The 24,043-nt window shown below is 62.0% G+C and carries 23 protein-coding genes; 10 read left to right on the top strand and 13 right to left on the bottom strand.

Going from position 1 to position 24,043, the window contains the following annotated elements:
* Nucleotides 1-43 precede the first annotated feature (43 nt).
* Nucleotides 44-220, top strand: coding sequence for a hypothetical protein (locus tag N2603_RS05305; RefSeq protein ID WP_018644850.1), 177 nt, complete (start codon nucleotides 44-46; stop codon nucleotides 218-220).
* A gap of 61 nt (nucleotides 221-281) precedes the next feature.
* On the opposite strand, the gene N2603_RS05300 is transcribed toward N2603_RS05305, so the two are convergent.
* The 4 genes from N2603_RS05300 to N2603_RS05285 all read right to left on the bottom strand — a co-directional run bounded on the left by N2603_RS05300 (nucleotide 282) and on the right by N2603_RS05285 (nucleotide 5,910).
* Entirely contained in the window at nucleotides 282-1,319 is a 1,038-nt protein-coding gene (locus tag N2603_RS05300) for an arginase family protein (protein WP_260387953.1), read from the bottom strand.
* An 8-nt stretch (nucleotides 1,320-1,327) separates the two neighbouring features.
* Nucleotides 1,328-2,599 (bottom strand): DUF892 family protein, encoded by a 1,272-nt coding sequence (locus N2603_RS05295; protein ID WP_260387952.1) that lies wholly within the window; start codon nucleotides 2,597-2,599, stop codon nucleotides 1,328-1,330.
* Between the two features lie 117 nt (nucleotides 2,600-2,716).
* On the bottom strand, nucleotides 2,717-3,199 hold the full coding sequence (locus tag N2603_RS05290; protein ID WP_260387951.1) for a response regulator: 483 nt from the start codon (nucleotides 3,197-3,199) through the stop codon (nucleotides 2,717-2,719).
* Nucleotides 3,196-5,910 carry a PAS domain S-box protein gene (locus N2603_RS05285; protein ID WP_260387950.1) on the bottom strand — a complete coding sequence of 905 codons (2,715 nt, stop codon included), beginning with the start codon at nucleotides 5,908-5,910 and terminating at the stop codon, nucleotides 3,196-3,198. The genes N2603_RS05290 and N2603_RS05285 overlap by 4 nt, the downstream gene beginning before the upstream one ends.
* A 408-nt stretch (nucleotides 5,911-6,318) precedes the next feature.
* Between N2603_RS05285 and N2603_RS05280 the strand changes: the two genes are divergently transcribed.
* Nucleotides 6,319-6,519, top strand: a complete 201-nt coding sequence (locus N2603_RS05280; RefSeq protein WP_260387949.1) for a hypothetical protein — start codon at nucleotides 6,319-6,321, stop codon at nucleotides 6,517-6,519.
* A 248-nt stretch (nucleotides 6,520-6,767) separates the two neighbouring features.
* Here the strand turns inward: N2603_RS05280 and N2603_RS05270 are convergent, their stop codons facing one another.
* The 8 genes from N2603_RS05270 to N2603_RS05235 form a co-directional block, all read right to left on the bottom strand.
* Nucleotides 6,768-7,205 carry a YybH family protein gene (locus tag N2603_RS05270; protein ID WP_018644856.1) on the bottom strand — a complete coding sequence of 146 codons (438 nt, stop codon included), beginning with the start codon at nucleotides 7,203-7,205 and terminating at the stop codon, nucleotides 6,768-6,770.
* Nucleotides 7,206-7,692: 487 nt separating this feature from the next.
* The gene (locus tag N2603_RS05265) at nucleotides 7,693-8,118 is read right to left on the bottom strand and encodes a hypothetical protein (RefSeq protein WP_260387948.1); all 426 of its coding nucleotides are present in this window, start codon (nucleotides 8,116-8,118) and stop codon (nucleotides 7,693-7,695) included.
* A gap of 341 nt (nucleotides 8,119-8,459) precedes the next feature.
* Nucleotides 8,460-11,873, bottom strand: a complete 3,414-nt coding sequence (locus N2603_RS05260; protein ID WP_260387947.1) for an AAA family ATPase — start codon at nucleotides 11,871-11,873, stop codon at nucleotides 8,460-8,462.
* A gap of 44 nt (nucleotides 11,874-11,917) precedes the next feature.
* Nucleotides 11,918-12,130, bottom strand: coding sequence for a hypothetical protein (locus N2603_RS05255; protein ID WP_260387946.1), 213 nt, complete (start codon nucleotides 12,128-12,130; stop codon nucleotides 11,918-11,920).
* Nucleotides 12,131-12,325: 195 nt separating this feature from the next.
* Nucleotides 12,326-13,267, bottom strand: coding sequence for a complex I NDUFA9 subunit family protein (locus tag N2603_RS05250; RefSeq protein ID WP_260387945.1), 942 nt, complete (start codon nucleotides 13,265-13,267; stop codon nucleotides 12,326-12,328).
* Nucleotides 13,268-13,438: 171 nt separating this feature from the next.
* Nucleotides 13,439-13,948: a 3-keto-disaccharide hydrolase gene (locus N2603_RS05245; RefSeq protein WP_260387944.1), complete on the bottom strand. Its 510-nt coding sequence runs from the start codon at nucleotides 13,946-13,948 to the stop codon at nucleotides 13,439-13,441.
* Between the two features lie 73 nt (nucleotides 13,949-14,021).
* The gene (locus tag N2603_RS05240) at nucleotides 14,022-14,255 is read right to left on the bottom strand and encodes a hypothetical protein (RefSeq protein WP_260387943.1); all 234 of its coding nucleotides are present in this window, start codon (nucleotides 14,253-14,255) and stop codon (nucleotides 14,022-14,024) included.
* Nucleotides 14,256-14,266: 11 nt separating this feature from the next.
* On the bottom strand, nucleotides 14,267-14,569 hold the full coding sequence (locus N2603_RS05235) for a plasmid stabilization protein (RefSeq protein ID WP_260387942.1): 303 nt from the start codon (nucleotides 14,567-14,569) through the stop codon (nucleotides 14,267-14,269).
* A gap of 795 nt (nucleotides 14,570-15,364) precedes the next feature.
* Here N2603_RS05235 and N2603_RS05225 point away from each other — a divergent pair.
* Both N2603_RS05225 and N2603_RS05220 read left to right on the top strand, forming a co-directional pair.
* Nucleotides 15,365-16,168: a nucleotidyltransferase family protein gene (locus N2603_RS05225; protein ID WP_425248975.1), complete on the top strand. Its 804-nt coding sequence runs from the start codon at nucleotides 15,365-15,367 to the stop codon at nucleotides 16,166-16,168.
* Between the two features lie 4 nt (nucleotides 16,169-16,172).
* Nucleotides 16,173-16,895 carry a metallophosphoesterase family protein gene (locus N2603_RS05220; RefSeq protein ID WP_260387941.1) on the top strand — a complete coding sequence of 241 codons (723 nt, stop codon included), beginning with the start codon at nucleotides 16,173-16,175 and terminating at the stop codon, nucleotides 16,893-16,895.
* Nucleotides 16,896-17,161: 266 nt separating this feature from the next.
* Here N2603_RS05220 and N2603_RS05215 read toward each other — a convergent pair whose 3' ends face one another.
* The gene (locus N2603_RS05215; RefSeq protein ID WP_260387940.1) at nucleotides 17,162-17,611 is read right to left on the bottom strand and encodes a low affinity iron permease family protein; all 450 of its coding nucleotides are present in this window, start codon (nucleotides 17,609-17,611) and stop codon (nucleotides 17,162-17,164) included.
* A gap of 142 nt (nucleotides 17,612-17,753) precedes the next feature.
* Here N2603_RS05215 and N2603_RS05210 point away from each other — a divergent pair, with 142 nt between their 5' ends.
* The 6 genes from N2603_RS05210 (at nucleotide 17,754) to N2603_RS05185 (ending at nucleotide 24,009) form a co-directional block, all read left to right on the top strand.
* The gene (locus tag N2603_RS05210) at nucleotides 17,754-19,739 is read left to right on the top strand and encodes a peptidoglycan-binding protein (protein WP_260387939.1); all 1,986 of its coding nucleotides are present in this window, start codon (nucleotides 17,754-17,756) and stop codon (nucleotides 19,737-19,739) included.
* A gap of 430 nt (nucleotides 19,740-20,169) precedes the next feature.
* Complete coding sequence (locus N2603_RS05205) at nucleotides 20,170-21,714, top strand: FAD-dependent oxidoreductase (RefSeq protein ID WP_260387938.1); 1,545 nt, start codon at nucleotides 20,170-20,172, stop codon at nucleotides 21,712-21,714.
* A 259-nt stretch (nucleotides 21,715-21,973) separates the two neighbouring features.
* Nucleotides 21,974-22,594 (top strand): phosphatase PAP2 family protein, encoded by a 621-nt coding sequence (locus tag N2603_RS05200; protein WP_260387937.1) that lies wholly within the window; start codon nucleotides 21,974-21,976, stop codon nucleotides 22,592-22,594.
* On the top strand, nucleotides 22,581-23,186 hold the full coding sequence (locus N2603_RS05195) for a cupin (RefSeq protein WP_260387936.1): 606 nt from the start codon (nucleotides 22,581-22,583) through the stop codon (nucleotides 23,184-23,186). Before N2603_RS05200 ends, N2603_RS05195 begins: the two co-directional genes overlap by 14 nt.
* Entirely contained in the window at nucleotides 23,183-23,530 is a 348-nt protein-coding gene (locus tag N2603_RS05190; RefSeq protein WP_260387935.1) for a DUF3147 family protein, read from the top strand. Before N2603_RS05195 ends, N2603_RS05190 begins: the two co-directional genes overlap by 4 nt.
* Nucleotides 23,527-24,009: a DUF3147 family protein gene (locus N2603_RS05185; RefSeq protein WP_260387934.1), complete on the top strand. Its 483-nt coding sequence runs from the start codon at nucleotides 23,527-23,529 to the stop codon at nucleotides 24,007-24,009. Before N2603_RS05190 ends, N2603_RS05185 begins: the two co-directional genes overlap by 4 nt.
* Nucleotides 24,010-24,043: the final 34 nt, after the last annotated feature.

Below are 24,043 nucleotides of genomic sequence, written 5' to 3'. Positions count from 1 at the left end.
TACGCGACATCGCTGATCGGAGGGATTAAGCGGAGAATTGGACATGACCGGAACACCGAAGCTCTGTCCGAAATGCCATCAGCCCATGAGCTATGCTTTGCAGCCCGGCGGTAAGCCGCCAAGAACTTGGCGCTGCCTCGAGTGCGAAATGCCCGATCCGCTGACCTCGCCGGAACTCAAGGCGCTCATGAACGGACTTCTCAAGCACGCGTCGCAATAGGCCGGTCCCAGGTGAGGGCTTAATTCGGTGCCGGCACGACGACAACGTCACAGGCCGCTGTTTACGGCCGCGTTTCGCTCGCGGTTTTCTCCCTTTGCAATTGGTTCGCGATGCACCCCAAAATGACGCAGACGATCCGGGACGCAGCGAGCACACCGAGACCTCGAACATCCAGTTCGGGCACGAGTTCAACGAGATCGAAGCCAATGATGCGAGCGCGTTGCGCGACGCCGTGCAACAGCTCGACGACGTCGAGATAACCGAGACCGCCTGGTTGCGGAACGAGAACTGCGGGAATCACGCCGGGATCAAGGCCGTCGCAGTCGAGCGTAATGATACAACGGCTCCCCGGCGCGACCTGATCGATGATCGGCTGCACACCATGTGTTCGGACCGATGCGGCGCTGAAGAGGGACACGCCCCAGGCGCGGGCATCGGCAAGATCATTGCCTCGCGAGCCGCCAACGCCGCGTTGTCCGACCTGGATGATCCGCTCCACCCACGGCATTTCGCTGGCCCGGCGCATGGTGCTTGAAAAGGTATGCTTGAGGCCACCTCGCTCGTCACGCCAGTCCAGATGCGCATCGACCTGCAGGATGGTGATCGGACCAAACCCGTCGAAGCCCGAGAAGAACGGGATGGGGACCGAGTCATCGCCGCCGAGGAGCAAAGGCACGGCACCCGCCCTGAGAACGCTTGCTGTTGTGGAGGTGATCAGTGACCGGTTTTCCAGCGGCTTCGTCGGGTTGGTCGGCAGGTCGCCGAGATCAACTGCCCGCAGTCCCTCTGGAATCAACGGGCCTTCTTGATCGAAATCCCAACGGAAAGGATCTTCTGCAATTTGGCGTGTTTTATCCCGAAGGGCTGAGGGACCATTGGCCGCGTGGCTGGCGCAGCCCAACACGTGCGGCGTCGCATCCGGCGCGCCAAAGATCACGACGTCCGCGTGGTGAAACGGCTCCTGCTTCGCCGCGGGAACACCGAGAAAGGTCGCGGCGGCGATATTTTGCGGCTTAGTTATCGCGTCTGGCCGTTGAGCCCCGGCAGAAGCCGTGGCGTCGCCGGTGGCGGAAGGGCCTCCGATGATACATCCTGTCACCGCCGGCCCTATTCGGTCTGTTCGACCGCGGCTGGCATCTTTGCGACCGACATGAGGGAACGAGCGACCTGGTTGAGCAACTGATCGGCGTTTTCCTCTTCCGCCAGTGATTTCGACAGCAAGCTGACGATCGCGCTGTGGCGTAGCTGCTGGGCGAGGTTGCGCGCCGTGGTGTAACCCGCAATTTCGTAGTGCTCGACCCGCTGTGCCGCACCGATCAATGCAAGGTCCGCCGCGGTGTCTTCCTTCTTCTGACCCTCCGTGATGATTTCCTGGCCTTCCTCGATCAGACCCATCATGCCCTTGCAAGGCTTGGCCCGCGCGGATTTGCCAAGCAGCTCGAAGCATTCGTTGATACGCTCGACCTGGCTCTCGGTCTCGCCGAGATGCTGCTCAAACAGCTCGCGCAATTGATCAAAACGGGCCGCTTCCGCCAGCTTGGGAAGCGTTTTGGTCAATTGCTTTTCAGCGTGTAGGAGGTCGCGAAGTTCATCGAGCAGCAGATCGCCAAGCCCGGCCTCGTCCGAGGCCGGTGAACTCTCGGTCACAAGGGCCGTGGCCGAACCTGGCTCTCCGGCCTGAATGGCCGGCGACTCTGTGAATACCCAATCGCCGCCCTCGTTCCAGGGACCGCGGGTATCGATCTCGCCATGATCGCCGGTACCCGTGGAATCGTTGAAGAACTGGTCGACGAGTCCGGGCGTCGGCGCAATGCGGCCGATACTGAAGGTGGGCTTACCCATGCTCTCGAGCGCCAGCGAAAAGGCCTTCATATGGGTGATTTCGCGCGTCATCAGGAACTGCAGCGCATCCTTGGTCCCCGCGTCATCGCAGAAATTGATCAACCGCTCATAGACGATCTTGGCGCGCGCTTCGGCTGCAATGTTGCTGCGCAGATCGACATCCAGCTCGCCTGTGATCTTCAGGTAGTCCGCAGTCCAGGCGTTGCCCTGCGAATTGAAGAGGTTCACCCCGCCCCCACCCGCGATCGCGATCAGGGGATCGGCCTCGGCCGCCTGGCGATCGAACTTCGCCGGCTTCAGATGCATGCGCGCCAGCGTGCCGACGACTTCCAGATGGCTCAGCTCTTCGGTGCCGATATCCATCAGAAGGTCCTTGCGATCCGGATCTTCGCAATTGAGCCCCTGGATCGAATATTGCATGGCGGCCGCGAGTTCGCCGTTGGCGCCGCCGAACTGTTCCAGCAGCATATTGCCGAAGCGAGGGTCCGGCTCATCGACGCGAACGGTGAACATCAGCTTCTTGACGTGGTGATACATGGAAGAGCCTCGGACTTGATGGAGAGATCACTGCCGAACGGCCAGGCAGTGCGGTTGTTCCTCTGGAGGCTGATGTTTCGCGGGTCGACGCTATTCGAGGCGCACAACGTTCAAACGCTAACTCGGCCGCGCCAACGCTTCACGAACCAAGCTCGTCAACGAGCCCATGGTGTAAGGCTTCGAGAGCCAGCCAAGTGGGGCGAACGGCTCGGAACGGGCGCGAGTCAGCAGGTCATCATGCGCAGTGGCGAACACACAGCGCAAGCCGAGTTCGCGAAAGAGATCACCAGCCGCGTCAACCCCGTCGCGACGGCCGGCTAGACGAATGTCCATGATGACGAGTGCCGGCTTGTGTTCTCTCGCCATCGCAAGGGCTTCTTCGGCCGTGGTTGCAATGCCAGTCACCTGAAAGCCGGCGTCGAGCAACGCGGTTTCAGCCTGCATGGCGATCAGAAAATCGTCTTCGACGATCAAGACTCTGCCTTGCTGAGTAACGGCGCCGCTCGCTTCGTCTGTGTCCGGTGTTACCTTATCATCAGGCGAGCGTTCGGTCGGTGCGGCCACGTCATAGCGATCGGAAACACTCGCCTGCGTCATCATGCACCTCGCGCTGCGTCGAAACGAAGCGTGGCGCGCGCAGGTGGCCGGCTCACCGCAAATTCGGCTTGGAGCTGGCGGGCGAGGCCAAGCACCAGGCGCAAGCCGGACGAGCTGTCGCGTACCGCATTCAGGTCGAAACCCGGGCCATCATCCTCGACGAGAAGCTCGAACTGTCCGTCGCGCTCGGTGAGGCTCACGCGAATGCTGTCGGTGGCCGGGTCGCTGACACCATGCTTGGCTGCATTGGTCAGCAATTCATTGAGAATGAGGGCGAGCGGCATGGCGATATCATTGGACAACACGCCGCTTGAGGGCGCGCGCGTGATCCTGATTCCTGACGGCAGCGTCTGCTGGACTGTTTCGACTACTGCACCAAGAAACTCATCCGCCGAGAACCTGGTGGCTTCGGTGGTTCCATAGAGCACGCGCTGGGCGGCAGCCATGGCGGCGATCCGCCCGCAGGCCTCATCAAGCACGCGCCGGGCCTCCTCGCTTCGGGCATTGCGAGCCGCCGTGTACAAGAGCGATTGCAGCATCTGCATGTTGTTCTTGGTGCGATGATTGAGCTCATTGAGTAACAGGCGCTGCTGCGTTTCGGCCTGTTTCCGCTCGCTCAGGTCAACCAGCATGTTGATTGCCCCGGCGACCTTGCCGGATGCGTCGAATAGCGGCGTGGGGAACGGGATGAAGGGAACACGCGTGCCGTCGGGCCGCTCCGCTACCGCTTCGACACCGCGCACCGGGCGGCCTTCCTTCAGGGCGACTGCCATCGGACATTGGTCATGTGGCAGCGGCGTGCCGTCAGGAAGATATAGCTTCCAGGTCACGCACCATTGGTCACTGCCGAGCGTCGGTGTGAGGCCGGCGAAATCGACGGCTGTCTGGTTGAAATAGGTAATCTTGCCGTCGGCGTCGGTGGTGTAGATAGCCGCCGGTATGGCCGCCAGCAATTCCTGCAGCCGCTGTTCGCTCTCCTGCAATCTCTTCTGGGCAATCTTGCGCTCGGTGATGTCGCGCGCGATCTTCGAGGCTCCGATGACCCGGCCCGTGCGATTGCGGATCGGCGAGATCGTTAGCGAAATATCGATCAGGCTGCCATCCTTGCGGCGACGCACGGTCTCGAAATGATCGACCCGCTCGCCACCTCTGATTTTGCCCAGAATGCGCGGCTCCTCGTCCTGTCGGTCGGACGGAATAAGCATCGTGATCGGCTGGCCGACAGCTTCATCTCTGCTGTAGCCAAATAGACGCCGGGCGCCATCGTTCCAGGTCCGGATGATGCCATCGAGAGTCTTGCTGACAATAGCGTCGGTCGATGATTCGACGATGGCCGCAAGTTGCTGCGCATCACGCTCAGCCAGGCGGCGCGCCTCTTCACCGGCAAGACGAGCGACGGCAAAGCCGAGCAGGCGCGCCAGCGTGAGCGCGGTATCGAGCTCGGATGGCGTGAAGTGATGCGGTTCGCCGTAGTAGGCCATGAACTTGCCGGCAAGCTGGCCATCCTGGACAATGGGCGTGAAGGCCGCAGCTTGAATGCCTTCATTGAGGATAGTCCGCTTCAGGTCAGCCCGCAGTTCGCTGCGCGCAACATCGTTGATGCAGACGGGAGTCGGCCTGGTCTCGTTGCGAACCCACGGGGAGTGCCCTTCGACGGCGCGACGGTAGTTTTCCGAGAGATCGCGCCAGGCCACGAACCGCATGACATCGGTCTGATCATAGAGCAGGATCGAGGCGCGCGGGCAGCCAAGGGCGCGCGTGATGGCGTCGAGCGCGGCGTCGTGGATTTGCCCCACCGATTGGCAATGCTGCAGCCGTTCGGAGAAGGCAAACAGCGCAGCCTGCTCCTCCATGCGCCGGGCGAGCGCCTGTTCGGCACGCTTGCGGTCGGTAATGTCATGCTGCAGGCGAACTGCGTAGAGAAACCTGCCGGCGGCGTCGCGAATACTCGACGAAGTGACGGCCGCCCAGATATATCCGCCATCCTTGCGAACGATGCGTTTCTCGATGCTGTAGCGATCGAATTCGCCAGCGAGCTGACGGTGGAATTGCGCGCGGTCCTCGGCAACATCTTCGGGTAAAGTCTCCTCGAAGATCGTCCGCCCAAGAAGTTCGGACGCAGTGTAACCCGTCAGCCGGCAAAGCTGCTGATTGACCCGCAGTATGCGGCCGTCCCGGTCGATTTCGACAATGCCGGCACCGACGTGCTCATAGGTAGCCGCGAGCCGTTCGTCGCGGGCCTGCAGCCAGTCATTGGAACGGGCGTCAGACATTTCCAGCCTGCCGCCGCCGACACGCTCGTGAAAGCAGTTGATGGCGCCCGCTATGGAACCGTCCTCGTCCAGGATCGGTGCAATATGGACGGTGGTCCAGATGTGGGAGCCATCTGGTCTTTCGACTCGTCCTTCGACGCCACGGATCGGGATGCCTGTCCGCAACACCTCGGCCATCGGCGTCCGCTCACGCGAGATCAGGTGCCCGTCGAGAAAGAGCTTGTAGGAGCCGCAAAAGAGTTCGCTATCATCGCCAATGCGCGGCGCGCGGCCCCACAGTTCCGCCGCGCGAGCGTTGAACCAAAGAATGCGGCCACGCGCGTCGCAAGCGTAGATCGCGATCGGAAGCTGCGCGATGAAGGCGGGCGACGGGTTTTGCAAAATAGACGATGCGAGCGGCTCGAGACTGTCAAGGTCGACCGCTGTCTGCTGAATATTCATAGGGCCTCATCCCCCGCGCCAGGACCAAGAGGGCTGCGGCATAGTTTCGTTCCCGCCCCTAGGTCGCGCCTTATCCGGTATGGTTACGGACTCCGCAAAACACCCATAAACCATAAACGCCTGCCGCGATGACAAGTTCCTAAAGCGGGCCTTCCGTACTGCGCAGGCGAAGCGCAGCACGGCGGACGGGTACACGAGACCATAGGTGGGCTCGGTGAGACGTGCCCTCTGCTTTCGTCTTAAGCGATGGCCGGACCTTCGGCCGATGGATTACGGCCCACCTCGTAACGTCTTCTCGTCCTCGGTCACGGCCCGTTGCACACGCTTGGTTGCCGATCCGGTGATTGCTTGAGGAACAGCTCTGTCCCCACTGAGCTTACCTTGCTGAGAATGCCGGAGGAGGATCAGATGGACAGCGAAGACGCCTTGGCAAAAGTGACGGAAGCGTCGGAAGCCGTGCGCCAGACCGCGCATACGGTAAGGCAAAGCCTGGAAGAGGGGCAGCCGCCAGGTCAGGCGCTTGCAATTCTGCGGGACTTGGTACGTGAGGCCCCACTGCCCTCGCTGCTCGTCGCCTTCATGCTTGGTTGCCTGCTGGCGCGCCGTTAATATCGCGGTCGATCGCAAGGTCATTGAGCAAGGGCGATGAGCCTCCGGAGAGCAACGTGGCCAGAAGTTCCGCCGCGAGGAAGGCTGAAGGCAATGCCGTTGCCGCCATAGCCAAAGGCGGCGAAGATATTCCTGCAGCCGGGCACGGTGCCAATCAACGGCAAGCCGTCAATCGCTGTCCAGCTTGGGAGCGATTGGGTGGTCCGGTAAGGCCGCCGCCTCACCGGACCGATGAAGCCTCGACCGCTTTAGTTGAATGTTTGCAGCCTCAATTTGAGCGATCCGTCGGCTTGGCGTTCGAAGACGTGCGTCGCTAAACCACTGAAGGGAGATGGCTTGCCCTCCTTGTCCTTACCCGTGGCGCTCCACTTGGCTGTGCCGAACACAATTTTGTCGTCTCCGCCGGCGTCGATCATCTCCAACTTGTGATCCGTCACACCGTTGGCGAAGAGCCCGGCAAAGAACTTCTCGATCTCAGCCGGACCCGACGCGACCTGATGTGTGGGCGGCATCAATTTTGCCGTCGCGACATAGGAGGCGCCGATGGCTTTCTCGTCGCGCTTGTTGAATGCGGCATCCCAGGCTGCGTAAGCCTTCTCCACGTCCCCCTTGGCGTCCGCGGCCAGCGAAATTCCCGGCGCGCCGAGCAGAAAAATGACTAGTGCTGATGTTTGAGCCAACTTCATAGGTTACTCCTCTGTTGGATAACGCCTTTCCCAATTGCTCAGATAATTAATCCCGTCGTCTGCCGCGGCTGCGCTCCCGCCAGCATGACGACACCGTCGCCGGTCGCGCTGTTGCCGGCCATTGGATCATTAGGGAAGAGGTGCGGGCGACGGTAACTTCAACGGCGCCATTCACCTCGGGAGTCCATATCGCGCGCCATGACACCGCTAATGTAGCCGGTCACACATGCGCCGAATTTCAACCACCATGACCAGTTCTGCGAAGGCAAATTCATCATGGCTGGTTGCCGGAAGACTCCATCCAATAGTTCGCGGAACAGCAATTCCGGGCAATTACCGTCAACCACGTTGACAAATGGGAGAGCGACGCCGCACACCGTGGCCTAACCTGGGATTCCGTGCGCTGGTTACGCTGTAATTCGCCTTTTGGCCCAAATGCGAACTGCGTGTGAGCGGCGGTTCTTCCCCGCACAATCCGCTGGCGCTGTTACTGCGTCAGAAATCTATATGCGACAATCAGTGCCACCAGGCTCGCGAAAATCAGCAGTGCCGAAAGCGATTTTCCGATCATTGGCCTCGTCGAATGGCGCGCAGCCGATAGACCGGGCTGATGTTTAGGCCCTGTCTGGAACCGCACGCCTTTTCTCTCTGTCGTTGGCGGGCGAGCCTTTAGTTCCGGCGGCGCGCCCACGCCTCCCATCTCGCTGTAATAAGCGCTGTAGACTTCGCGAACGGCCAGGGCCGTGGACTCGGCCTCACTCATCGTCTCAAGTCGGGTTCGATAGTTTGTCAGAAAACTCTGTGCGTTTGACGGAAGGTCATCGAAACCACCGAGCTTGGCCATCATGAGCCAGGTGGCAAAATCCGCCTCGGCCTTCGTGCGAGCTCTCTTGGCGATACTCTTGGAGGACATGGTGGTCCGATTGGCGAAACCTGATAATTTGCACCTATCTCCTCAAGCTGAGATGAGGATTGAGTGAAACGTAGGGAATTTATAGCAGTACTGTGACGCTACTGGTTTGTCACGGCATTCGCGAGCGCAGGGGACGTCTCGCTTCACGGGCGACCAGCGATGACCGATGCTATAAGGGCTTGTCAGGAGCTGGGAGGCGACAATGGTTGATCTCCACCATTGGCAACTCGACGGTAGTGCGGCGGAGCTTTACGAAAGATACTTAGTGCCGGCGATTACATCGAAATGGGCGCATGACCTTGTAAGTCGAGCCCAGAGATCTGCGACGCTCGTATCCAGAATCAACTGCTGGTATTTGGGATCGGGTTGTTCGGCTCGGAGTTGGCAGTGGTCTGTCGAAGCATTGCGCTGGCAGCCTGTAGATCCGGTGCCCCATAGCCCTCGGTGAACTGGCTATAGAGCGGACTGAGCAGGTCGTGCGCCTCGCCGCGCCGCCCCTGTTCTCCCAGCAATCGCGCAAGGCTTGTCGCTGCGCGCAACTCCCACAGCTTGGCGCCCTGCCGTCGCGCAACTGACGCCGCTTGCTGGAATAGTGCTTCCGCAGCGGTCGGATCGACCTTCGGCAGCCGCAGCATCAGCTCGCCCCTCATCCGATGGAGCTCGGCCTCGAACCACCGCTCTCCGGTTGCTTCTGCCCGGTCTAGCGCTTTGGTGACAACGTCTAGGCCGTCAATCACCGCACCGGCTTGGCCGTGGAGCTCAGCGAGCAGGCTCAGGAAATAGGGCACCAGGAAACCCGCTCCCGTGGCCTGCCATCTCGTCAGGCCATCTCGGAGCTGCGTGATACCAGCCTCAAGCTCCCCGGTCGCGCCCAGCATCCAACCGCGAATGACATTGCCGGCCGCGAGGAAATGTGGGGATCCCTGGTCGGCCGCAAGCGCGATCAGCGAATTCGCCCGATCTTCGGCCTCGCCTCGGTCCCGGCTGAGTTGCGACAGGATGCAGCCGTAAAGCAGTGCATAGCCGAGGGTGTTGCGGTGGGATAACTCCTTCGCGTCTGTCAATGCCTCTTCGCTCCTCGTCCGTGCCTGCTCGGGATGGCCGAGGGCGAACAGTGCCCAGGATAGAACGGACAGTCCCGACACGCGTGGGTCCTGCGCGAACAGGAAAGCAAGCGACCGATGGGCGGCCGGATCGTAGAGAGCGAGCGTCCGCTCCAGATGGATGCGAGCAACCGCTGGCTCGCCGCGAAGCAATGCAGCAGTCCCGACGATGCGGTTGCCAACGGTTTCGGCGGCAGCATCGTTCTGTTCCTGCGCGCGGCTGAGCAGATCCTCGCCTGCAGTTCGACCGGACTCGAGCTCCGCCCTCACGACATGAAAAACCCATTCCCCGTAGAGGACAGGGAAGAGTCGCGACGTGTCGCCGAGGCGTTCGCACAAGTCTCGGGCCCGTGCGTTGGCCTGTCCCACCTCCGGGGCGGCCCAACCCTTCGCAGCCATCAGAGCGACGCCGAGGGCGACTTGCAGTTCCAGCTCCCGTCTCCACCGTGCGGCATCGTCGGGGAGAACAGTTATTAGCTCCAGCCCTTTGATCAGTTGCGCAATCGCCTCTGCTGTGGCCGAGCGCGCGATCTCTGCTTGTCCCGCCCTCAGCCAATAGTCGATCGCCGGTTCGGCCAGCTCCGCCTTCGTGTAATGGTGGGCCAGTAGTTCGGGCTGCGCTTGCACAGTCTCCGGAAAATGCTGATCGAGCGCAGCGGCAATCCGGGCGTGCAGGCGCTGCCGCTTGGCGCGCACCAGGGTCGCATAGGCGGCATCCTGCACGAGCGCATGCTTGAAGCTGTAGGTCGCCTGGGGCGGCGTCCCGCGCCGGAACACGAGGCCTGAGCCGACGAGGTCGTCCAACGCGGCCAGCAGCTCGTTCTCCGGCAACTGCGCCGTCATCGCGAGCAGTTCGTGCGAGAATTCTCGGCCAATAGCGGCCGCGACCTGAGCCACCTCACGGGCCGGGGCGAGCCGGTCGAGCCGGGCCAGCAATGACTCCTGGAGCGTGGTCGGGATCGCCATCGGCGGCAGCGGCCCCGCCAGCGCGTAGTGGTCGCCCTCATCGCGGAGCAGATTGGTCTCCAGCACGGTCCGCGTCAGCTCCTCGACGAACAGGGGCACGCCGTCGGTCTTAGCGACGATCTGGTCGAGCACCGCAGGAGGCAGTGCCTTGCCGCCGCTCAGCCGTGCGACCATGGCGGCACCCTGCCGGCGGCTCAACCGGCTGAGGGTCAGCGCGGTGACATGGGCATGGCGCGTCCAGGGCGGCGCGAACTCGGGCCGGAAGGTGATGAGGACGAGCACGGGGGCGTCTTGCACCCGGTCGACCAGAAAATCGAGCAGCTCGAGCGAGGTTGGATCGGCCCAGTGCACGTCCTCGTACACCGCGAGGATGGGCCGGCGCGCCGCAAGGCCCAGGACCTGATCGACCAGCACCTCGAGGGTCCGCTCCTTCTGCCGATGCGGGCTCAGGTCGACCGGCGGATAGCGCGCTGCCGTCTCGAGCGACAGCAACGCCGCGAGCAGCGGGGCCACCGCGGTGACATCATCGCTCGACAGCGCCAGCAATGCCTCGAGCTTGTCGAGCCGCGTTGCGGCGGGATCGTCGGCGGCGAACCCCGCCGCCCGCTCCAAAAGCCCGATCACCGGATGCAGCGGGCTGGTCTGATGGTGCGGTGAGCAGTAGTGGCCCAGCGCCGTATGCGGCTCATGCTCAAGTCGCCCGCGCAGCGCCCGCACGAGGCGCGACTTGCCGATGCCAGGCTCGCCCCCCAGCAGCACCACCTGGCCCTCGCCCTCCTTGGCGCGCTCCCAGTGCTCGAGCAGCAGGCCGATCTCATTTTCGCGACCGACAAGCGGTGTCAGGCCCGCCCCATGCAACGCCTCGAACCGGCTTTCGGCGACGCCTTCCCCGACCACGCGCCACACCCGGACCGGAACGGGAAATCCCTTCAGGATCTGCACGCCGAGCTCGGCGAGTTCGAACAGGCCGCCGATGAGCTCGCGGGTGCGCGCGGAGATCAACATCGTGTCCGGCTCGGCCAGGGCCTGCAGCCGCGCCGCGAGATTCGGCGTGTCGCCGACCACCGTCTCCTCGCGTGCCGCGCCTTCGCCGATCAACTCGCCGACAACCACCGAGCCGGTCGCGATGCCGACACGGGCTGCCAGTGTCTCCCCATGCGCCGATCCCAGGCTGTGCACCGCCGCGACCGCGGTGAGACCGGCCCGCACCGCGCGTTCGGCCTCATCCTCATGGGCGCGCGGATAGCCGAAATAGGCCAGCACACCATCGCCCATGTATTTCGCCACGTGCCCTTCGAACCGCGCGATCGCGCCCGCCACTGCGCTGTGATAGGTCCGCAGGATTTGCGCCATTTCCTCCGGATCGAGCCGCGCCGCGAGCGCGGTCGAGTCGACCAGGTCGACAAACATCACGGTGAGCTGGCGGCGCTCGGCCTCGGGTGCAAGTGAGACTTTCGCGGAGATCGCGGCGGGTGCGGCCGCAGCAGGGGTCGCCAAAATTGAGCCGACGCGCAGGGCGGCAATGGCGGCAAGCAGCTTGCGGCGATGGCCAATCGAGGCGACGCCGAGTCCGATCAGATCCTCGGCCGTGAGGTCCATGAGGACCTCGGCGTCGATATCGTTCTCCCGGAACGCCTGTTCGTACTGTCCCAGCCCCAGACCACATAGCCAGGCCGTGACATCCATGGGCTCCTCCCGGCTCTCGTGTTCAGAGCACCATGTCCTCGAGCCTACTGCAAAATGGCCGGATGAGCACCGGGAAAAACGACCAGCTGACTGGAGGTGAAGGGCAGCTTCTGGCCCGTTTGACACATGCCTACCTGCGCTAAGAATGTCACCCCACAAACAGTCTCGCCGGCCTGCACGGTCTCCTCGACGAGGCGAACCTTCTCGTCGTAACTCCCGCGACGCCGACGTTCGACGCCCATTATCTTCACCTGCATTCACCACATCACCTTAAGGCTAGACTTAAGGTCACACCTCAGGCAGCTCGTCGAACCGAACAACGCGGTCGCCGCCGGAGGAATACTTAAATTTTACTGGGACTTGTGCTTATGAAGACGCCATCCATGCTCCTGGCTACCGGCACTAAGTGCAGAGGAATTTCAGGACGCAGGACTCGCTATGGTCGCCTTCATTCACGAAACGTTTCGACCGCTACTTTCCCGCAACATGGTCGGAATGATTTCTTCGACCGATTGCGGCGGGATTCCGAGCTCGGAAAATCCCGGCATTCCCAGCGACGCTACATTGTCGATCTGCATCAACTCCACCTGATTCCGTGTGATGGGGGGCCTTGGAAACAGCTCCGAAACCCATCCTACGACATGCCAAGCAGCAAATGGCACGGGAATGAGCATAGGGTCGCGTCCAGCTGCGTGCGCGACGGTTCTGAGAAGCTCTTCGTATGTGTAAATGCGAGGACCAGCGCATTCATACGTGATTGCGTTCGTTTCGGTCCTCAGAAGCGCTCTTGTGATCGCTTCGGCCACGTCATCAACATAGGCCGGCTGCAACTTCGTCAATCCGCGGCCGAACATCGGACAGATCGGATACTGGCGGAGCAGTTTGAGAATGGTGGTCAGAAACGCGTCATCCGAGCCGAACATAACCGCCGGGCGAACCAGCGTGGCCTCAGAAAATGCTGCGCGGACCGCCAGTTCGCCTTCGCCACGCTTGCGAATATAGAGAGACGGCGAACTAGCGTCAGAGCCGATTCCCGAAACGTGGATGAGCCGCTTGACGTCAGCTCGATGTGCTTGGGCGGCCAATCGCCGGGCAGATTCCACATGCACGGAGTGAAACGTCTCCTGTCCTTGTTCAACATAGAGACTGACCGCATTGACGGCGCCGTATGCGCTATCAAGTGCATCGGCAATCGAACCCTCGTCGCGTAGATCAACTTCCACAGATTGGAGGCGCGGGTCGTCATGACCAAAGAGCTGTCTGCCTCGTTCGGGATGTCTCGATGCAATCCGAGGGGAATACTCGGTCGCCTGGAGAAGCTGTCGAACAACGCGGCGGCCGAGAAACCCTGTTCCACCGAACACCGTAACAAGACGATTATTTGCCGCCGCCATGGCGCAACTCGCGATATCTAAGCTGTCTCAAGCGAGACACGGTCAGCGGAGACGGCAGGCTCGTCGGTTGTCCATTCTAGCGCCAGGACGGCCTATCGGTCTGCGTATCCGGGCCCTTCTCAACGCGTGCTCCTTCAATTAGTTCGCCAAGAGGGTGACTTGGCGATGGCTTTACAGGAGCGCGATGCGCAAGTTGCGGAACTGGACCGCGGAGCCCTCATGATGATTTTGCAGTCCAGTATGACCGCGCGGCTCACGTGATGCATTTTCAAGGAGGGAGACGTGTTCGCTGTTAAGCCTGACCGCCAGCGTTCGCCCGCGTGCGGAGATCTCAAACTCATTCCACCGGCCGACCGACCTTGAGGGGCGCCGAACGGCCGGAGCCAGCCGATAGATCGCTCCTGTCAAATGAAGTGCACTGCCACGGACATTGGCGTCCGGATCTAATCCCCGATCGTCGATTTGCACTTCGTAACCGCGCTCAATCGCTGGCTGCGGAGTAGCGCTCAGCGGCGGGGTTCGAAGGAATACTCCGGAATTATCCTCCGGGCGCGTGATCCGCCACTCGATTGTTAGCACGAAGTCTTCAAAGGCTTTGTGCGCATACCAGAAAAGGCCCGGCCCGCCATAGCTCTCGATGATGCCATTCGGGAGCTGGCGGAATCCGCCGGGACCGGCCATACGCCAACGCCATGGTCGGAGAGCAATGGCAGCATCCGTGTCACCTCCGCTCCGCCGCGTGGTCGCCGGATTCCTACACACGATCGCGGAGGTCAGTTACGCCTTCCTTTTGGGCGCAGTGGTCGCAGCAATAGTAGGTGCCGCTCTTTTCCAGGCCGTGTCCAACGATGCGCGTTCCACAATGCTTGCACGTCGGCGCCAAGGCATGAATTGCGCACTCAAAGCTGTCGAACGTGTGCGCATGGCCGTTCATCACCACCTGAAAAGCCTTGTCATAATCATTGCCGCAAGTTTCGCATGTCGGCATTTGTCCCTCCTTCACGCCGCTCGGCGTTTGCGAGTCTGAGCAGCCTTCTTGGCTGACTTGGAACGTTCAGCGGCTGGGCGGCTGGCGGACGCTTTTCCGCCAAGCCTGCCGCCCTTACGGGACGGTGAAGTGTCTTCTTCGGTGCCTCTGCCAGACCCGCTCTTTTTGCCGCCGTGGGTTTCTTTGTTCACGGTCGCCCAGGCCCGCCGTTCGGCTTCCTTATCGGAGACGCCTCGAGCTTCGTAGCCTTCCTCAATGTGTTCAGCCTGTCGCTTCTGTTTGTCGGTGTAGCTTCTTTTGTCGCCGCGTGGCATCACGACCTCCTTTGATAAGTACCGGTCATTTCCTGCTGCTCCTAACGACGCCCGCCTCCTTGCGCATTTCGTCCATGAGCTTGCTCGCCCAACTTCGAGCAGGAAATGAGAAGACCGCCAACTTGGGGCGGCCTAGTTCTTACCTCGGCCCTGTAGGCCCGGGGAAACCAGCCATTCTCTCAGGTGAGAAGCGGTCTTAGCTCGTCGAGCTTGGCGGATAAGTCGCCCCCTGCCGGGCGCAATGCCTTGGGCCTCTTCGCGCAGACGCTGCCTCCTCTACGAGCAGTTCTTCCAAAGTGGTATTCTTGAAACGAAGTCTTCTCAGCATGGCGTCGCTCCCTCGAATGCAGGCGGAAGCGCGATTTGCTCTCTCAGCCACCGGTACCTACAGAAAAGTCAGTCTTAGCAGGCCGTCTATCGCGCTTAACAACTGTCCGCCACCGCGGTTCCACGGATACACCGCTCTCGCGCATGCTGTCAGGGCCGGAGGAGGCCAGGCCTTAACTGTGAATCGATGAAGTCGACCAGCGTCGAGGGAGATCAACTGCCGCGATGTCGACGTCAAGACAGTCGCCGTGGCCGGTGAGCGCGCTCTGACGTAAGCGATCCGGCTCCCGCGGAGCACTCGGCGGCAAATACTGGCGGGCTGCCGAACTCCTACAGAAGGGTGGTAGCGAGGCCCGTGTTCCAGCGACGGCGCCCTTGTTTCCGGTGTGACCCTTGGGCGGCTGGAACTTTGCATCGTCTGTTCAATTGTCGAACAGGCACACGAATGACCGAAGCGGACGAGCTTCGATGAAATTCGTCATGGCGAAGGAGATTAGGCCGATCACTGGATCTATAGGGATGATCGATGCGGCCGCCGCGCCGACCGCGCCATCGGCCGGCGCCGAGGTTTTTTACACTGAGGCCTTGCGCGAGCTCGCAAAGCTGGATCTTCCGTTTCTGTTGGCAGGCACATATGCGCTCAGCGCCTATACCGGCGTGGCGCGCGCGACCAAAGATCTCGATATCGTCTGCAAGCCGACTGACTATCCCCGTGTTCTCAACCACTTCCGGAACCTCGGCTTCACCGTCGCAATCGAGGACGAACGCTGGCTCGGCAAAGTCTTCCAGGGCGAGCACTTTTTCGACGTGATCTTCGCGTTCTGGCACGGCATGGCTCCCGTGACCGACCAATGGTTCGAATCCGCGCCGCGCATCGAGCTGTTCGGCACGCCGATGCGCGTCATCGCTCCGACGGAGTTGATCTGGTCCAAGGCCTTCGTCCAGCTGCGGCATCGCTACGATGGCCCGGATATCGCGCATCTCATTCTCAAACAGCACGATCAGATCGACTGGCGACGTCTGCTTGCCTACATGGAGCTGCATTGGGAGGTGCTTCTGGCACATCTACTCAATTTCCGCTGGGCCTATCCGAGCGAGCGTTGTTGCGTGCCGCGCTGGCTGATGGACGAACTCGTCGCCCGCCTGAACACTCAGCTCGAACTTCCTCCTCCGCGCGTGAAGATATGTCGGGGGCGCCTGTTTTCGCAGGTCGATTATGCGACGGCCGTTGAGGAATGGGGATTTGTCGACGCAGACCAGGACAGTGAGTAGCGCGATGTCTGAAAAAACCGACACGCTCACCTTCGCCGCCATTGGCGATCTCCACGTGAAGGAAGATCGCACGTTGTCTTTCCGGGAGCTCTTTACCGAGCTCTCGACCAAGGCCCAGGTGCTTGTCCTTTGCGGCGACCTCACTGACCTCGGTAAGCCGTCCGAAGCGGAACTTCTGGCAGAGGATTTGCGGGCCTGCTCCATTCCCGTTGTCGGCGTACTCGGAAACCACGACTACGAGTCCGGGCAGACTGAAGACGTTAAGCGCATTTTGAAGGCTGCCGGGATGCACCTGCTCAACGGGCAGTCGCACGAAATCGACGGTGTCGCCTTTGTTGGGGTGAAGGGCTTCATCGGTGGCTTCGGCCGTCGCATGCTTGCTTCATTCGGCGAGGCAGTTGTCAAGAGCTTGGTCGCCGAAGCCGTCGCCGAAGCGACGCGCCTTGAAAATGCGATGCGTGCGGTGGCGAGTAAGCAGGCTGTCGTCGTTCTTCACTATGCGCCGATTCTCGATACGGTCGAGGGCGAGCCACTAGAGATCCTTCCGTTTCTCGGCACGTCACGTCTCGGCGAAACGATCGATCGATTTAGGGTGAGTGCGGTGGTGCACGGGCATGCTCATCAGGGCCGCTATGAAGGCCGCACACCCGGAGGCGCCCGGGTCTACAACGTAGCCCGATCAATCGAGAAACCCACCGGTCGACCCTATGCCTTGATCAAGGTCTGAGCTGAGTGATTTCGCGATCTTCTGGTCATTGCATGTCCGGGCGGTTCAAGTTCGGAAGAACACATACCAGACGATCGCGAATGCAATAATGAGCAGGCCTGTGCTCCAGACCAGAACATTACGCACGCTCGGGTCCCGGCTCGGCCTCGGCCCCCTATGGGATTAAATGGGAGCTATTCTGACCTGCCAATCGATCTGGCCGGCAACAAGGTCAAAAACAGGTCGAGCAATCGCGCGAAGTCCGCGCGCCGACGATGAAGGGCGCACTAATCCGTCGCACCACGGTGCGCCTTACGTGCTCTCGCGGTGCTCCGCTCGACTTGGCTGTTCGCGGCGACGGCCTTCGCGCGGTCCTCGCAGCGCTTGCGCAGATCCTCCAGTTCGTCCGCGGATAAATGCTCGATTCCGACGAAGGAATTCTGGGCGGCACCTGTTCGGATCAGTTCATCCAGCTTCACCTGGATGGCTGCGCTGTCCCGGTTCTGTGAGTTCTGGATCAGGAAGACCATCAGAAACGTCACGGTGGTCGTTCCGGTATTGATGACCAGCTGCCAAGTATCGGAAAACCGAAACAGAGGCCCCGTGGCAGCCCAGATGACAATCACCGCGCAGGCCAAAATAAAGGCCGATGCACGGCCAGCAGCTTGCGATGCCCTGTTTGCAATCGATGCGAAAAGCCGGCGTGGTCGCTCGCTTTCCTGATGGCGCTGCTGCATACAGTCCTCCTATATCTGGGACGACTGGCCGAAAGCATTGCTGGAGCGACGAGCGTCGCGCGGCGCCCATTAAGGTTGGTCAAGGCCTCCCTTAGCGCAGTCCTGCCCTCACCGTCTGAGCCGGCGTTCGGCCTTATTACGGTTGCTCCCGACCTTTCTGACCGGTGCTTCATCGGCCGGTCTTCATCGTTCGTCGCGAACCTCGTGCGTCTTCGTCGCCTTCCCGGCCAACGCGGCGGAATTCATCAAAGTTCCCGCCGATTCCAGGGTGCAGTGCAGTCGTATCAATCTCCCCGCCTCGGGCTGCGATCAAGGTTCCGTTTGGTACCGCAGCCAGGAACGTTCCAAGTACCGTCTTGTTTCCCAAAAGACCGGAAAGTCGGACGAGCGCTTCGCGCGCGTCGTAGCACATGACGGATTTCAAGTTTTGAGTCCGAAAGCTCCGGTCAAAAAACACCGCGAGAAAACGGAGGAGGTGCAAATGAACATGAGAAAGAGCAGGTTCCTGCTATCCACAGCAGTGCTGCTCGCCGGCGTCAGCCTGGCGGCGGCGCAAGGCACACGTGAAGGTAGCGGCGGCGGAATGGGTGCCGGCAGCGGCGCGGCGGAGCGCGACAAGTCCGGAAGCGGAATGTCGCAAGGCCACGGCGGTGCATCCCGCGGCGAAGGCATGACACAGGGCCGGGCCGCGGAGCCACGCGGAGGTGGCCGGGCGGAAAGCCCTGCGGCCGGTCAGTCACGCACCGAGCGTAGCGAAGGTATGAAGGAGGGCGGCCGCGCTGCGGAAAGAGGCCAGATCGGTAAGGATCAGCAGAGTCAAAAGGACCAAACCGTCGGCCAACGCCGTGGTGATCGCGACCAGCCTCGTCAATCCGAGCAAAAGACGCAAGACAAGGATCAATCCTACGGCAAGCAAAACAGTCAGAGCACCGGACAGGGGCGTGGCGAGCACGACCAGACGCGACAGTCCGAGCAAAAGACGCCTCAGGGTCAGAAGGACCAGAGCACGACGACCGGCGCCAACACCAGGCCGAGCAATGCCCCTGCCCCGGATCAGGCCACACAGGGTCAGACCACGCAGCAGAACCAGGGCGCAACGACCGGCACTCAGGCCACTGCGCCGGCGCAAAACCAGAGCACGACTACCCAGACCATGTCGGGCCGCGCATCGGTAAATGCGCAACAGCAGACAACGCTACAGCAGTCGGTGCTCAGCTCGCGCAACGTGGCGCGGGTTAACGCCAACTCGATCAACTTCCAGGTCAATACGGGCGTGGTGGTGCCGAGAAACATCAATGTGGTGTCCGTCTCGGCCTTCCCGGCGCTGATCAATGTGTTCCCGGACTTCCGCGACGACAGCTTCTTCGTCGTCGACGACGAGATTGTGGTCCTCGATCGCAGCCGCCGGATTGTAGATGTTGTTCCGGCAGGGCCGCGGACGCGGTTCAGCCGCGCCGGCAGCGGCGGCGGTATCAGCGGCGGCAGCGTCGCTGCGCTCAATCTGAGCCCCGAGGAGATCCGCGTTGTGCAACACGTGCTGATCGAGCGCGGATTACTGACCGGTGGAGCGGATGGCGTGCTTGGCACGCGGACGCGCGAGGCGTTGATCACTTTTCAGCGGCAGCAAGGCATCCAGGCCAGCGGCTCGATCGATACCCGCACGGTCTCGGCGCTCGGCGTGTCCGACAAGATCAGTGCCACCCAGAGCCAGACCACGACTGGTCAAGGACAGGCGAACCAGCAGCGGCCGACGCAACAGGGCACGACCGGACAGAACACCGGTCAGGCCAATGCTCCGGCGCAGCAGAACCAGCCGACAACTGGCCAAGCGCAGCAGAACCAGCCCGCGACAACCGGGCAGGCTCAGCCGAACCAACCGGCCACGACCGGCCAGGCTCAGCAGAACCAACCGGCAACGACTGGACAGGCCCAGCAGAACCAGCCGGCAACGACCGGACAGGGCGGTACGCAACAGCCTTCCGGTCAGACGACCGGACAAGCGGCGCCTCCGGCCCAAGGCAACAATCCGCCGGCCGCCCACCAGAATATGCCGTCCGGGCAGCCCGACCAGAGCAATCCTCCGGCATCGAGCCAGCCCGCCGACCATTCCCAAGGCAAGAAGTATTGAAGACGTGATGCTGAGCCCCGCTTCGGCGGGGCTCTTTTTATGCCGCGGCCTTGGAGCGCTGCAAATCCAGGCCGGTCAATCAATCGCATCCGTACGGCTCACCGCGGCCGCGGATCTCGAGCTGCTTCCCGACAACGAACATTGAGGCTCATGACGCCTTCGTAATGCAGTTGGCGGCCGCCAGCGCCAGGCCGGATCGGACGCTGCTCAGCTCAGAAGAAGCCGGAACCGGGCATGCCCTCCTATGTGCGCATCCTCCGACAGCGGCTACCGGCCTCGGAAGCGAGCAAAGGCATCATTCTTCTTTCCGCAAATGCTAAGGCTGCATCACGACAGTCCATTCGGGCCTCGTCGTGGGCTCGAGCGCGGAGCCTCCCTTCAAAGGAACAGTTGCGCTTTGCCCTTCGTTGTTCTCCGGAGGACGAATGCCATGAACGTGCTGGATGAGGAGACCAAGTCGCTCTGGATGGAGACATCCATCCCGGCGGCTTCGCGCTTTTCGGGTCAGGAACGTGCCGATGTCGGCGTGGTTGGTGCCGGCATCGCCGGTCTGTCGGTGGCCTATGAACTGGCCGGGCGCGGGCGCGCGGTCATCGTGCTTGACCGCGGCAGGATCGGCAGCGGAATGACGGCACGCACCACTGCGCATTTGGCGACGGCCCTGGACGACGAGTACAACGAGTTGATCAGGGTTCGGGGTGAGGATTGCGCCCGGCTGTACTATCAGAGCGTCGCCGCCGCGATCGACCGCGCGCAGGCGATCCAGTCCGCCGAGGGATTTGACTGCGATTTCCGCCGCGTCGACGGCTATTGGGTGTTGGCGCCGGAGACGCTGCCATCGCATCTGGATGAGGAATTCGAAAGCTGCAGGAAGCTGGGAATCCCCGTCGAGTTGTGCAGCGATCCGACACCCATCCATCACGGTGGTCTTGCGCGCTCGCTTCGTTTCCCCCGACAGGCGCGCTTTCATCCGACCAAGTACCTTGCCGGATTGGCGAAGGCGCTACATCGCCGCGGCGCCAGGCTTTACGGTGACACTTGTGTCGAGACGATCGAGCACGGCCGCGGAGAAATCGTTCTGAAGACGTCAGGCGGCGAGGTACGGGTCACGGACGTCGTCGTCGCGACGAACTCGCCCGTCAGTCTGCGCGTCGCGATCCATACCAAACAGGCGCCCTACCGCACCTACGTGATTGCGGCCAAAGTCCCGGCGGGCTCGCTGCCGGATGCGCTGTATTGGGACACGCTCGATCCCTATCACTATGTCCGCCTGCAGCCGGGTTCGGCGGATGAGGACATCGTGATCGTCGGCGGCGAGGACCACAAGTCCGGCGAGGCCGACGACGGTCAGACGCGCTTTGCCGCACTCGAACGGTGGACGCGGGCGCGGTTGCCGATGACCGGCGCGATCACCCATCGCTGGTCCGGCCAAGTGCTCGAACCCATGGACTTCACTGGCTTCGTCGGACGCAGCCCGGACGAAGCGCATGTCTTTCTCGTCAGTGGCGATTCCGGACAAGGCATGACCAATGGCCTGGTGGCCGGACTGCTGATTGCGGATCTGATTACGATCGGCGGCAATAGCTGGGAGGCCGTCTATTTGCCGGAGCGCAAGATCTCCAAGAACATCACCACCTTCATCAGCGAGAACATCACGCCGCTGAAGAACTTTGCGGAATATCTCGGTGCCGATGCACTTGCCTCGGTCGAGCGGCTTCGCTTGGGAGAGGGTCGGCTCGTTCGCAGCGGATTGAAGAAGATTGCTGCCTGCCGCGACCGCCAGGGCGAATTGCACCTGCTGTCGGCAAGCTGCACCCATCTTGGTTGCGTCGTGCATTGGAACTCGCTGGAGCAGTGCTGGGATTGCCCGTGCCACGGTTCTCAATTCGCGCCGGACGGCACTGCGCTCAACGGGCCCGCCGTATCTCCGCTCGCGCCGGTGGAAATTCCGCCGAGCGTCCAGGCCGCAGAATAACGACAAGTGACAGCCGCGGAGGAAAAGGGCTGCCACATCGCCTGCTTCGACGGCTTCCCGTTCACGCGGCATGATATCGGCCCGCGTCCGATGGGTCCTCGAGGGAGTTTGATGTGATGTCCCGCAATAGGTAGCACGGTTCGTTCCAAGCATTCGCTTGCGTTGGGCGAGGATCGTACGGCGGAAGGCTGATTGTCGATGAAAGCAGTGGAGCACGATCAGGGGTCTTTATGGATTGGTGAAGTCGATCGCTTGAGCCATGTTCAAAATTTCAACAAGTCGCCTTAGAGGGTCAAGCTTTCCGGTCACCGTCCGGCCGACCAGAGCGGATGTGGTGGCCGCACGCATCATCGCCCGGACCACTGCGCCGGCTCCGGAGATGGTAGCCCGCGCTCTAACCTGGGGCGCCGACGAGAAGGTCCTTCTGGTCCTGGCAGCGGCCGGTTGGCTTGCGTCGCGCGGGCGGGGCGAGCCGCTGCGGCGCGCCGGCAACCATGCTCTGCTGGTCACGGTCGCGGCGTCGCTACTACCCCATGGTTTGAAGCTTCTGTTCGACCAGACCCGACCGGACCGCAGGACAGTGATCGGGCACCTCCACGGCGTCCCATTTTCCGGGAAACGTGACGACGCCTTTCCCTCCGGCCACGCGCTTCACATGGGAGCCTTGGCATCGGCGGTTGGCGCGTTGCCGGCCGCCCCTCGTCGGGCGATCCGCGCGCTGGCGGTTGGGCTCTCGCTGACGCGCATAGTGGTCTTGGCGCACTGGGCGAGCGATGTCGTCGCAGGATTCGCGCTCGGAGCATTCCTCGAGCGTGTGCTGCGGTTGTGGACCGGCTTTCCGTTCGAAGCCCCGAAGGAGAAAGGTCATGCCGATACTTGAGGACCTGAAGGAACACGCGGAACGCGCCACCGGTCTCCGGCGCCCCGGCAAACGGAATGCTCTAGATCTCGCGCAAGCGCGAAAGCCTCACACTGTTCGCTTCAAGGACGACGGTCTCGTCCCCAATCATCCGCGATGGCCACTGGTCATCTATCGCGGCGCCGTCGATCTCGATGAGCGCCACGACCCTGCCGCCGTGCTCGAAGATCTGTTCGAAGCGAACGGATGGGGCGACACCTGGCGTAACGGCATCTACGACTACGTTCACTACCATTCCCAGATCCATGAAGTACTCGGCATCGCGCGCGGAAAGGGGCGCATCCGTTTCGGCGGTAAGAAGGGAAGGATCTTCACGTTGAAGGCCGGCGACATCGCTATTCTGCCGGCCGGCACGGGTCACGAGTGCCTATCAGCAGACGACGACTTCCTCGTCATCGGAGCCTACCCGCCGGCGGGCACGTACGACGAGTGCACAACGGTCGAGGACCGTCCGCGCGCCCTCAAGACCATTCCAAAGGTGCCTGTGCCACGCAAGGATCCGGTCTACGGCATCGGCGGGCCCCTATCGAAACTCTGGAGGAAAGCGAAATGACCGAATACGTGATACGCTTCCTCGCCGGAGGCGTCGTTGTGTCGGCATTCGCGATGCTGGGAGATCTCTTGCGTCCCAAGAGCTTCGCCGGTCTGTTCGGAGCAGCACCCTCGGTCGCGCTCGCCACGCTTGGAATTGCGGTGCACCAGCACGGGGCCGCTTATTCAGTTCTGCAAACCCAGGCGATGATTGCGGGAGCGATTGCGCTCGCCATCTACAGCGTCGTCGTTTATCAAATCCTCGCTCGCGCGCGGCTGCGAGCGTTGCCTGCCACTTCGCTATCCCTCGTCGTCTGGCTGATTGTAGCCTTCGGCGCGCTGATGCTTGCCGGAGGGCAGATATGACGCCGATCCGCCTTTCGCCGTCATCTCTCAAGGAAGGCCGCTGGTACGAATACCTGATCCGCTTCGAGCTCGGCGGCACCGCAACCGTCTTCGCCGGCCTCGTCAGCAGCCATTATGGAGCCTCTATCGGCGGGCTTTTTCTCGCCCTTCCGGCGATCTTCTGCGCCAGCGCCACGCTGATCGAGAAGCATGAAATTCGCCGGGAGCGGGAAGCGGGCTTCGCCGGCGAGCGCCGCGGGCGAATGGCAGCCGCGGTCGATTCCGCTGGCGCCGCGCTCGGCGCGCTCGGCATGCTGGCCTTCGCGATCACCTTCTCGTTGACGGCGGAAACGGACATCGCAGCCGCCTTCGTGGGCGCCTCGCTTGCGTGGCTGGTCATCTCAGTGGTGGCGTGGTACGTGCGGCGCAAGATGCGGTCAGCGCAGAGAGGGCGGACTGAACAAAAAGGCAGCGGCTCCGCGATTGTGCGCAGCCTCTAAGTTCGATCCACGCGGCCATCAAGCTGCGCCGTCG

It is taken from the genome of Bradyrhizobium huanghuaihaiense (assembly GCF_025200885.1).
Classification (GTDB): domain Bacteria; phylum Pseudomonadota; class Alphaproteobacteria; order Rhizobiales; family Xanthobacteraceae; genus Bradyrhizobium; species Bradyrhizobium huanghuaihaiense.
This window is presented reverse-complemented; position numbering and strand designations above follow the sequence as displayed.

Bases quoted from the DNA above. Each gene is read 5' to 3' on its own strand.
- N2603_RS05270 (WP_018644856.1), bottom strand. From the start codon at position 7,205: ATGAAGTTGGCTCAAACATCAGCACTAGTCATTTTTCTGCTCGGCGCG.
- N2603_RS05205 (WP_260387938.1), top strand. From the start codon at position 20,170: ATGAACGTGCTGGATGAGGAGACCAAGTCGCTCTGGATGGAGACATCC.
- N2603_RS05285 (WP_260387950.1), bottom strand. From the start codon at position 5,910: ATGAATATTCAGCAGACAGCGGTCGACCTTGACAGTCTCGAGCCGCTC.
- N2603_RS05215 (WP_260387940.1), bottom strand. From the start codon at position 17,611: ATGCAGCAGCGCCATCAGGAAAGCGAGCGACCACGCCGGCTTTTCGCA.
- N2603_RS05240 (WP_260387943.1), bottom strand. From the start codon at position 14,255: ATGCCGACATGCGAAACTTGCGGCAATGATTATGACAAGGCTTTTCAG.
- N2603_RS05200 (WP_260387937.1), top strand. From the start codon at position 21,974: ATGTTCAAAATTTCAACAAGTCGCCTTAGAGGGTCAAGCTTTCCGGTC.
- N2603_RS05195 (WP_260387936.1), top strand. From the start codon at position 22,581: ATGCCGATACTTGAGGACCTGAAGGAACACGCGGAACGCGCCACCGGT.
- N2603_RS05250 (WP_260387945.1), bottom strand. From the start codon at position 13,267: ATGGCGGCGGCAAATAATCGTCTTGTTACGGTGTTCGGTGGAACAGGG.
- N2603_RS05290 (WP_260387951.1), bottom strand. From the start codon at position 3,199: ATGATGACGCAGGCGAGTGTTTCCGATCGCTATGACGTGGCCGCACCG.
- N2603_RS05220 (WP_260387941.1), top strand. From the start codon at position 16,173: ATGTCTGAAAAAACCGACACGCTCACCTTCGCCGCCATTGGCGATCTC.
- N2603_RS05305 (WP_018644850.1), top strand. From the start codon at position 44: ATGACCGGAACACCGAAGCTCTGTCCGAAATGCCATCAGCCCATGAGC.
- N2603_RS05225 (WP_425248975.1), top strand. From the start codon at position 15,365: ATGAAATTCGTCATGGCGAAGGAGATTAGGCCGATCACTGGATCTATA.
- N2603_RS05190 (WP_260387935.1), top strand. From the start codon at position 23,183: ATGACCGAATACGTGATACGCTTCCTCGCCGGAGGCGTCGTTGTGTCG.
- N2603_RS05295 (WP_260387952.1), bottom strand. From the start codon at position 2,599: ATGTATCACCACGTCAAGAAGCTGATGTTCACCGTTCGCGTCGATGAG.
- N2603_RS05260 (WP_260387947.1), bottom strand. From the start codon at position 11,873: ATGGATGTCACGGCCTGGCTATGTGGTCTGGGGCTGGGACAGTACGAA.
- N2603_RS05255 (WP_260387946.1), bottom strand. From the start codon at position 12,130: ATGCAGGTGAAGATAATGGGCGTCGAACGTCGGCGTCGCGGGAGTTAC.
- N2603_RS05245 (WP_260387944.1), bottom strand. From the start codon at position 13,948: ATGGCCGGTCCCGGCGGATTCCGCCAGCTCCCGAATGGCATCATCGAG.
- N2603_RS05265 (WP_260387948.1), bottom strand. From the start codon at position 8,118: ATGTCCTCCAAGAGTATCGCCAAGAGAGCTCGCACGAAGGCCGAGGCG.
- N2603_RS05185 (WP_260387934.1), top strand. From the start codon at position 23,527: ATGACGCCGATCCGCCTTTCGCCGTCATCTCTCAAGGAAGGCCGCTGG.
- N2603_RS05235 (WP_260387942.1), bottom strand. From the start codon at position 14,569: ATGCCACGCGGCGACAAAAGAAGCTACACCGACAAACAGAAGCGACAG.
- N2603_RS05280 (WP_260387949.1), top strand. From the start codon at position 6,319: ATGGACAGCGAAGACGCCTTGGCAAAAGTGACGGAAGCGTCGGAAGCC.